This window comes from Pseudovibrio sp. WM33 (assembly GCF_001623165.1).
In the GTDB taxonomy this organism is placed as follows: domain Bacteria; phylum Pseudomonadota; class Alphaproteobacteria; order Rhizobiales; family Stappiaceae; genus Pseudovibrio.
The window spans coordinates 18,680-27,339 of record NZ_LMCK01000112.1 but is presented as its reverse complement, the minus strand read 5'-3'; the positions used below and the strand labels follow the sequence as shown (position 1 = coordinate 27,339).

Below are 8,660 nucleotides of genomic sequence, written 5' to 3'. Positions count from 1 at the left end.
TGGCGGGAATGGAAGGCTTTCAGCGACACCTGCCATACCGCCGACCATGGCGTTGGCATCAAGTGCTGAAAGGTTGAACAAGCGGAAGGCATCCGCTGGATTTGCCAGCAGAGCAAATGGGAACACACTGGAAGCAAAGAAGCCTTCGCTATCAGCGACCAATGCTCCTAATAGTGCCAAATCGTAAAGCACAATCAGTACCAACCAAATTCCGATCGCCATTGCTGCTGCTGTCGTCACCTGGCGCACGAGTGCACTAACGATGTATCCAAGGGACAAGAATGCAAAGCCGAGGATGGCTGAGGTTGCGATCAGCCGCGCAAAGTCGATGAAACCACTGGTGTCACCGCCACCGGTGGCTGCCAGCATCAATGCGGTTGACCCGTAGCCGAGTGTGAGAGCCAGCATTAGAACGCAGATATGTCCGACAGCCTTGCCAATGAGGAACTCGCTTCGCGTCATTGGTGAAGAGAAGATCAGCAGCAAGGTCCCGCGTTCGATTTCACCTGCAACAGCATCAAAAGCGAGCAGCAGTGCGATCAGCGGAACCAGATAGACTGACAGGCTGGACAGAGAAGCTACAGTGATTGTCATGCGGCTTACATCAAGCGTGCCCGCAGGAGCTGAACCGAGCAAGGCCAATGCCATGGAGAAAGCGCTCAGGATCACAACAGAAAGCAGGATCCAGCGATTTCGCAAGCCGATCCGGAATTCTTGGTGAGCTACAGTGAGGATACGTTGGAACATATCTTTATGCCTCCCCTGCACTATCTTCGAGATCTGCTTTTTCAGAGAAGTGCTTATACACATCATCCAGAGTTGGCAGATGGACATCGATGTCTTCGATCATTGCGCCAAGGCTGGTGACCGCAGCAATTCTTGCGATCTTGTCTTCGTGCGCGCACATGATTTCTACTGAGCGACAATTGACCGGAGTACCACCCAAGCGGTTTGCCAGTTGCTCTGCCGGCTCTTCTTTCGACTTCACCTTGAGGCGGATCGGTAACCTTGCTGCAGTCCGCAAATGGTCGAGCGTATCGTTTGCCACCAATTTACCTTTGGACATGATCAAGATGCGATCAGTACGTGCTTCCATTTCCGTTAAGGCATGAGACGACAGCAATACTGTTGCTCCATTTCCTGAGATCTCAGTCACCAGATCATAGAAATTCTGCCGAGAAATGGGGTCCAGGCCACTTGTTGGCTCATCAAGCAGGACAAGTTTCGGTGTCCCGATCAATGCTTGTGCCAGACCCAAGCGTTGACGCATGCCTTTTGAGTATGTCCCAACGCGGCGGCGTCCTGCTTCTGCAAGGCCGACCCGTTCGAGCAAACCAATGGCTTTCTTTGCATTTTCTCCTTTTAGTCGTGCGTAGTATTTGAGAACTTCGACACCTGTCAATGTTCTTTGAAAGGCAACAGATTCAGGCAGGAACGCAGTGGATGCGCGTGCTTTGTCACTGCCGGGCTCTGCACCCAAAACTTCAATCCGTCCATCCGTTGGGGTTAGAAAACCAAGTGACATCTTAAAGAATGTCGTTTTTCCTGCCCCATTGTGTCCGAGGAGCGCAACCCTCTCTGCGCTTCCCAGTTCAAATGAAAGATCTTTTACAGCATCCCGTCCATCGAAGGTCATGCGGACGTTTTCAGCTCGAAGAACTGTATTATTCATCTTCTTGCTCCTACCTTCGGCTTTGCTAACTCTGGTGCATGCATCAATGGTTTTGTGTCCACGATTCCACCTGGCAAAAGCGCCGGGAACTGAGACTGCGTCCAACTGAGGAGTTGAACCGCAGGACTTCCGGTAAGCAGTTTTGCCGCGGGTTGCGTCCAGAGAATTTGATCGACCATGTCGTTTGGCCGGTAGGCGGTGTCGGCTACTCCGTCTCCGTTCATGTCAAAGGCTGAATGATCGCTCCAGAAGTTTCCACGACCTTCATAGGTCCACTCAAGATGACGTGTGCCCACATATTTGACCTGAGTTTTATTTCCGATGAAAGCATTGTTGGAAAACTTGTTTTTAGCGGAACCTGCCGTGAAATGAACTCCAATCTCACAACGCTCGAACGTGTTGCCGTCGACTTTGTTTTTATTGGCGTTGTACATAAACAAACATTTCTCAGGCGATGCTTTTACATGATTTCCGGTGATTACGGCATTGTTTGCATAGTTCAGCATCAAGCCGTGGTCGCGGTCCCCATCAGAAATGTTGTTTGTGATGGTGAGCTTGTCGGAAAACATAAGAGCGTAGCCAATGTGATTGTCTACTGAGACGTTGTTGGAGATAGTTCCTTTGTTGCCATACATATAGTGCACGGCAAAGCGTGTGTTTTGGAAATAATTATTTCTCAGAGTACCGTTTGGACTGGTGTTTACGAAAATACCGTCACGGCCATATTTGATGGTGTTGAACTCCACGACAAGTCGTGGTGAGTTCCAGACATATATGCCGTTTCCGCGCTCGTTGGGGCGCAGGTCACGACGTCCTTCAATCAGGTTATCGGTAACGTAAGCATCATCTGGGCCGTGTGCATCCACACCCACCAGATTGTTGAGGAACTTATTGCCTGTAATTCGGGCACGATCTGCTTTTTTTGTCAGCTTCACGCCTGAATCGATTGTTTGGTTGGAAAGACCTGAACCGGTAATGATCAGTCCATCGACGACCACATCTGGTGCTTCGACAGTTATTACTGAGCCTTTGCCATTGCCTTTAAGCTCTGCGCCTGGCTCTCCTTTAAGCACCAAAGACCGATCAATGATGATCGGTCCCTGATGAATTCCAGCAGAAAGGCGCAAAACATCTCCGTCCTGCGCCTTTTCTAAGGCGCGGGCTAAGGCATCAGGCTGTGCAGGAACAGGGATTTCAGCGGCGTGAGCAGAAACGCTCACGCCAATCAAAGCCGTCGCTCCCAGCAATGTTTGCCAGAACAACCTTGTCATGCCCGCTGCTCCCTTATGCGTCGCGAGGCTCAACGAACATACGGCCGCGCATTTCCATGTGCAGTGCATGACAGAACCACTGGCAGTAGAACCAGTGAACACCTGGACGCTCAGCAATGAAGGTCACAGAAGCAGTTGCCTGAGGAGCAACTTCCATTGCTACACCGTAGTTGGAGATACAGAAACCATGTGTCAGATCGTCAATGTCATCAATGTTGGTGACGTAAACGGTGACTTCATCGCCCTGCTTCACGGTGAACTTCTCAAGAGAGAAAGTCGGAGCTGCAGAGTGCATGTAAACGCGAACTTTGTTGCCATCGCGAATTACGTGTTCTGCTTCTTCCAGATCAACACCGTCTGCTTTTGCCTGTGCAACTGCATCAGCGAATGTTGGGTCGTTACGATCCCAAACAGAAGCTGGGTTCACGAGAGAACGGTGAACGATGATGACGTCATGTGGCTCAGCGAATGTTGGGCCGTCATGAACGATCTTCATTTCGTCGCCAGAAATATCGATCAGCTGCTCGTTTTCAGGCTTCAAAGGACCAACGTTCAAGAAGCGGTCTTTGGAGAACTTGTTCAGGGAAACAAGCCACTTACCGTCCGCGTCCAGGGTTTCACCCATGGAAGTGTGGTTGTGGCCTGGCTGATAAGCGACATCTATCTTAGAATGGATTGGGTCGATATCTTCACCAGCGTACTGACGGATCGCTTTGTCGATGTCCCATTTAACCATCTGGCTGTCGAGGAACAGTGTGGTGTATGCGAAACCGCGGTTATCGAATGCTGTGTGGAGAGGGCCAAGACCCAGCTCAGGTTCTGCAACAACTGCGGAACGTGGATCTGCACCGTCAAACACTGCATCCAGCTTGTCCACGTCGATAACGGAAACTGTTGGAGACAGCTTACCAGCGATCATAACGTGTTTTTTGTCTGGGCAAGTATTACAGCCGTGTGGGCTGTTCGGCACTGGAACGTATGCGGTGTACTTGGAGCCTTTACGGCCATCAAGAACAGGCACACCATTCAGCATTTCGTAGTCGCCGTTTTTGACGCCTTCTTCAATGCGTTTAATGTTGAAGACAACACAGTGGTCCATTTCGGACGCAGTCATCTCTGCCAGGTTGGTACCCATTTCTGAGTTGTAGCTGGTTGAGAATGCGTATTTGCCCTGATAGTCCGCATCACAGTTATCCAGGTTACCGGATACAATCACCTGCCATGCGACTTCCATGGTATCGCCGTCAATCGCGGTGAATATGCAGGTATATTCTTCAGGCTTATCAAGGATTTTACCATCGTTTACGAGTGGAGCTTCGTGCTCACCGTTTGCGAAGACATAACCTGTACGAGGCCATTTTTGAGGACGTAGACCATGGATGTCGTGCGCGTTTGGCACTTCGATGATCTTGTCTGCTTTCATCACGTCAAGACGAATACGTGCAACGCGAGTATTTGCCTTATCGTTCATGAACAGGTAGCGACCGTCATATTTGCCGTCGGTGAAGGACATATGTGGGTGGTGAAGGTCACCGTTGTCGTATGTGTCCATATTATGAGCTGCAAGGAACTCTTTGGTTTCTGGCAGAAGGTTTTCTGTCAGAATTTTTTTGGATTCGTTGGTCTGGCCCCAACCGGTTGCAGAACAACGGTTGAACACCGGAACGCGCATCAGTTCACGCATGGATGGGATACCCAGAATGCGCAGCTCGCCTGCCTGACCAGAAGACCAGAAGCCGTAGTATTCGTCCAGGTCACCCGGAGCAACGTGGAAGTCGTTACCTTCAGCTGCCTGTGCAGCAGTGATGCCACCAGTAACGCCAGCAACTGCCACTGCACCCAGACCCGCAACAGCGGCTGTTTTAGCAGTACCACCGAGCAATGCGCGGCGTGACAGACCTGTCTCTTTGCTATCAGTCATGAAAGTCTCCCTTGATACTTTCTAGTAGATTTGGCCTAAGCCGGTTGTTTGACGGAAGTGCCCTTTTCCGTCTTTGAAATACCCGTCTGCGCTTCGAACTTCTTGCGCTTGGCAAGCTTCTTAATGCAGACCGGACATTTGTCGTCGCTCTGATACAGAACCTGACAGTGCAGGCAGTTCAGGCATTCGTTTGGATTGATGTTGCCCTCTGGGTGGATCGCTCCAACCATGCAGTCCTTTTCGCAACGGGAGCATGGATTTCCGCACTCTTTGTAGCGCTTCAGCCAGTCGAACATGCGTAGGCGTGCTGGAATGGCGAGCGCTGCACCAAGCGGACAGAGGTATCGGCAATAGAACCGTTCGATAAACAGACCCGCGGTCAAGAGCGCCACAGCGAACAGGACAAACGGCCATCCGCGCTGGAACTTCAAAATAATTGCGGTCTTGAATGGTTCAACCTCTGCATAATGCTCAGCAACTGCCAATGAGTAGAGTGACAAGCCAAATAGAGCGAGGAAGATCATGTACTTCACGGCCCAGAGGCGCTCATGCAATCCCCAAGGCATTGAGACTTGTGGAACTTTGAAGAACTTCGCGATCCGATTGGTTAGTTCCTGAAGTGCACCAAATGGGCAAAGCCAGCCGCAATATGCGCCACGCCCCCAGAAGATGAGTGCTGCTGCAACAGCAAACCACAGTAGGAACACGAGTGGATCCATCAGGAACGCGGTCCAGCTGAATTCTGTCGTCAGCGCTGAGAAGAGCGCCAGAACGTTCACAACAGAGAGCTGCGCGTTTTCCATCCAGCCCAGCCAGACCAAGACGAAGGTTAGGAAGCCAATACGGAACCAGAAGGTAAACTTCTCTGATTTGGCAACCTGCATCTGGAAGAAGAAAACGCCTGTCAGGATTGTAAGTGCAATGCCCAAGATCGTGATATCAACCTGGCGATCATTCCAAATGCGCTGCCAGAGCTCTACGCGGCCTTTTTCTGCAGGAGCGGCAACTGCGCCTTCTCCATTTCCTGCATCTGCTGCGGCAACTGGCACAACCTCTACCTTCTTCAGGTATTGCTGCGGCAACTGATAGCCCAGATCAAATGTCAGGAAGGTTTTCTCAATTGCACCAATCGTACGGTGCACAAGAAGCTGCAGCCGGAATGGTTTACTTGGATCGAAACCAGAGTCTGCAGGAATGGTGAACATGTCCAGTTCTTTGAACATTGGCGCATCATCTGCAGCCACAACGCCGAGACGTTTGTGTTGACGGTCTCTGAAGCGTACTGAAATGTCATTCTGGATCAGCTGAATACGATCAAAGATGCCACCACGTACGTAGCCTGTGCCTTTGAAAGAATATCGACCCCGACCGAGAACTACGATGGCGTGCTCACCTTCTCTAAGGCGATTTTTCAGATTGGCATACTCTGCGTCTCCCAGGATCGTACGACCTACAGTTGGGACGTCAGCAAGCGCCATAAACATATCGACGTAAGAGTCGGTTTCTGGTCCCTTCGCTGGACGTTTGATGGCTTTGGGATTGCCCTGCTCTACAAAAGCGGCGTTGACCTGGCCCACATCGAGCGTCAGACGACGGATAGAACCATCACCAGTCATTGTCATCCAGTCAGAGACTTCTGCTTTGTCTGGATCGATGACAAATTTTGGACCAGTGTCAGTAGTAGCGCCTTTCAGGCCACCAAGTCCGAGGGTGCGCGCCACTTTCAGGCTTGCTCTCACGACGGAATCATCAATCACCATAATGGTGACGGTCGCGCCGGAGATAATATCCAGCTCATGAGCCGACCCGCCCTGCGCTGCTTCGTTCTTGATATCGAGACCTGCGTAGTTCTCGGTGATCTTTTTGATCTCGCTATCAGGAATGCCAATCAGGACGATTGGTTCCGCGTGTTTTACCAGCTGAACGCTTGTAAGCATGCCGTCTGGATTGATACCAACCAACGTATCAATAGGCTTGCCAGAATATCCTGTTGTGGAAACGAGATCGGTGGTTAGGAATACCCAACCTAAAACGTCATCTCCGGCCATTGCTGGCAACACTGCGATGTCCTCGCGCAGTGCACCGTACTTGTCGGCCTTAGGAAAGAATTTTGTGACCTCAACTTTTTTGGCAAAGTCGAGAACACGGTTTGAAGAGTCCGACGCAGCTATCGCATAGTTCGACGCACTGAGAAAGAACGTAAAAATTAGAAGGAAGACAGTGCGCAACCTGAGAGCTCGCATTTCCGAGAAACCTTATCTCGCATGAAAAATATACATTAAGTAGGTGCGCTTATTCGGAGGCGAGTTCTTTGCGACAGATCAAAAAGCCAACTCCACTAATTGATCAAAACACGCATCTCCACAGTATTTAGATATTTCACAACTTTTGATTGATTTTGCGCGATGATGCTCTGCGTCACGGAATTTTTTATTGTCGTAACTGTTTGTATTTATTCGTATTTAAATGAATAATCTGCATTTGTTAAGGATACTTAAAACCCATGAATTGCTGTGAAAATGCATGGCTGAATGAGCTTTAGGTTGTAGTTTTACGGAGAAATCGAGACAATATGTCCTAGGGGGGAAGTCTGATGATAGCTCCCACTCTTAACTCTCGGCATTAGCGCGTATGAGGCGCATTCTTCGCTGAAGGCACTTAAGTGTAGCCGCCTTCTCTTCGTGATTATGCGAGACGTAAGATGCATACTTGATTCAAATTCAATGCACAGTGTGGAAAATCAAAAAAAGCGCTTGCGCTAAATACCTGCAATCCTTAGAAGATCCTTCACAGGCAGCGACCACACCAGACGCGCCTGAGAGCCCGTAGCTCAGCTGGTAGAGCAACTGACTTTTAATCAGTAGGTCCACGGTTCGAACCCGTGCGGGCTCACCATTTAACCTCATGGTATATAAAGAGGTTTAGCAAAGCTCCCTCCCGGGAGCTTTTTGCTTTTGTGCCCTGTGTCAGCACTATGTAAGCAAATGAGAGCGTTTGAAAGCGCGATTTTACCTCTCTTAGTTCCTGCAAAGACCCTTTCAAATTAATTCTGGAAAAGCTGTTAATGTCGTCATTAGTCGTCAGGACACAGGCTTTCATTGAGGTTTTAACTCTTGAGAGTTGTCGGAGGGTCGTCAACGCCCGTCAGGGCGCAACTTTAATACTTCTTGATAAAGCGCATGCCCGCTTCAAGCGACCAGCAAAAAAGGCCTGAGAAGCATCATGCTTCCCAAGCCAGAATATTCCGTGAGGGGCAATGCCCCTCTTCATTCCGTATTATTCGTCTTTGGAGACTTCCAGCGCGCAAGGTTCGAGCAGCTCGGAAATCTTCTCGCTACTTCCCTGCACATCTTCAATGTGATTGCGCACAGTATCAAACAGCGTCAACAACGCTTCATATTCCTGTGTATGCTCCATGCGTTCGCTCAAAACCACACTCATAGAATAAACTAAATTTTTGAGGTGGTTAGTTGCTAAGCTAAGCTGATCCACTTCATTGCGAAGGGACGTATGGGCACATTTCTCTTTACCAGTTTCTGTCATTTCAAGCCCTCTACTTTGGGTGTTGAACAACCACTCAGCAGAAGGCTTCTGACAACCCACTGGTGAGCGGGAGGTTCAGAACCTGCAAGTAGACAGGCGGGTTTATTCCCCCGCGAAGGGTATTATATTCACCGCCCTCCCGCCCATAAGCGAGAGTTTGCGTTTGGAGAACGAACTCCAGACACAAAAAGACCGCGGATTAACGGCTGCGGTGACCGCTACTTGAAAAGAGGTTCTGATGCCTCAAGATGAG

The 8,660-nt window shown here is 49.9% G+C and carries 6 protein-coding genes and 1 tRNA gene; 1 reads left to right on the top strand and 6 read right to left on the bottom strand.

Annotated elements, in window-relative coordinates; genetic code table 11:
* From PsWM33_RS20420 to PsWM33_RS20400, 5 genes are all read right to left on the bottom strand, one after another.
* Positions 1 to 747, bottom strand: a 747-nt coding sequence (locus PsWM33_RS20420; RefSeq protein WP_063301463.1) for an ABC transporter permease, incomplete at its 3' end; no start/stop codon positions are given.
* 4 nt (positions 748 to 751) lie between these two features.
* Positions 752 to 1,672 (bottom strand): ABC transporter ATP-binding protein, encoded by a 921-nt coding sequence (locus PsWM33_RS20415; RefSeq protein WP_063301462.1) that lies wholly within the window; start codon positions 1,670 to 1,672, stop codon positions 752 to 754.
* A complete protein-coding gene (locus PsWM33_RS20410) occupies positions 1,669 to 2,943 on the bottom strand; it encodes a nitrous oxide reductase family maturation protein NosD (protein WP_063301461.1) in 1,275 nt (424 codons plus the stop codon). The genes PsWM33_RS20415 and PsWM33_RS20410 overlap by 4 nt, the downstream gene beginning before the upstream one ends.
* Positions 2,944 to 2,956: 13 nt before the next feature.
* Positions 2,957 to 4,864, bottom strand: coding sequence for a TAT-dependent nitrous-oxide reductase (gene nosZ, locus PsWM33_RS20405; RefSeq protein WP_063301460.1), 1,908 nt, complete (start codon positions 4,862 to 4,864; stop codon positions 2,957 to 2,959).
* A 35-nt stretch (positions 4,865 to 4,899) separates the two neighbouring features.
* Positions 4,900 to 7,107: a NosR/NirI family protein gene (locus PsWM33_RS20400; protein WP_063301459.1), complete on the bottom strand. Its 2,208-nt coding sequence runs from the start codon at positions 7,105 to 7,107 to the stop codon at positions 4,900 to 4,902.
* A gap of 576 nt (positions 7,108 to 7,683) precedes the next feature.
* Between PsWM33_RS20400 and PsWM33_RS20395 the strand changes: the two genes are divergently transcribed.
* Positions 7,684 to 7,759 (top strand) — tRNA-Lys (locus tag PsWM33_RS20395).
* 381 nt (positions 7,760 to 8,140) lie between these two features.
* Here PsWM33_RS20395 and PsWM33_RS20385 read toward each other — a convergent pair.
* The gene (locus PsWM33_RS20385) at positions 8,141 to 8,407 is read right to left on the bottom strand and encodes a hypothetical protein (RefSeq protein WP_063301458.1); all 267 of its coding nucleotides are present in this window, start codon (positions 8,405 to 8,407) and stop codon (positions 8,141 to 8,143) included.
* Positions 8,408 to 8,660: the final 253 nt, after the last annotated feature.

Bases quoted from the DNA above. Each gene is read 5' to 3' on its own strand.
- PsWM33_RS20400 (WP_063301459.1), bottom strand. From the start codon at position 7,107: ATGCGAGCTCTCAGGTTGCGCACTGTCTTCCTTCTAATTTTTACGTTC.
- PsWM33_RS20385 (WP_063301458.1), bottom strand. From the start codon at position 8,407: ATGACAGAAACTGGTAAAGAGAAATGTGCCCATACGTCCCTTCGCAAT.
- nosZ (WP_063301460.1), bottom strand. From the start codon at position 4,864: ATGACTGATAGCAAAGAGACAGGTCTGTCACGCCGCGCATTGCTCGGT.
- PsWM33_RS20410 (WP_063301461.1), bottom strand. From the start codon at position 2,943: ATGACAAGGTTGTTCTGGCAAACATTGCTGGGAGCGACGGCTTTGATT.
- PsWM33_RS20415 (WP_063301462.1), bottom strand. From the start codon at position 1,672: ATGAATAATACAGTTCTTCGAGCTGAAAACGTCCGCATGACCTTCGAT.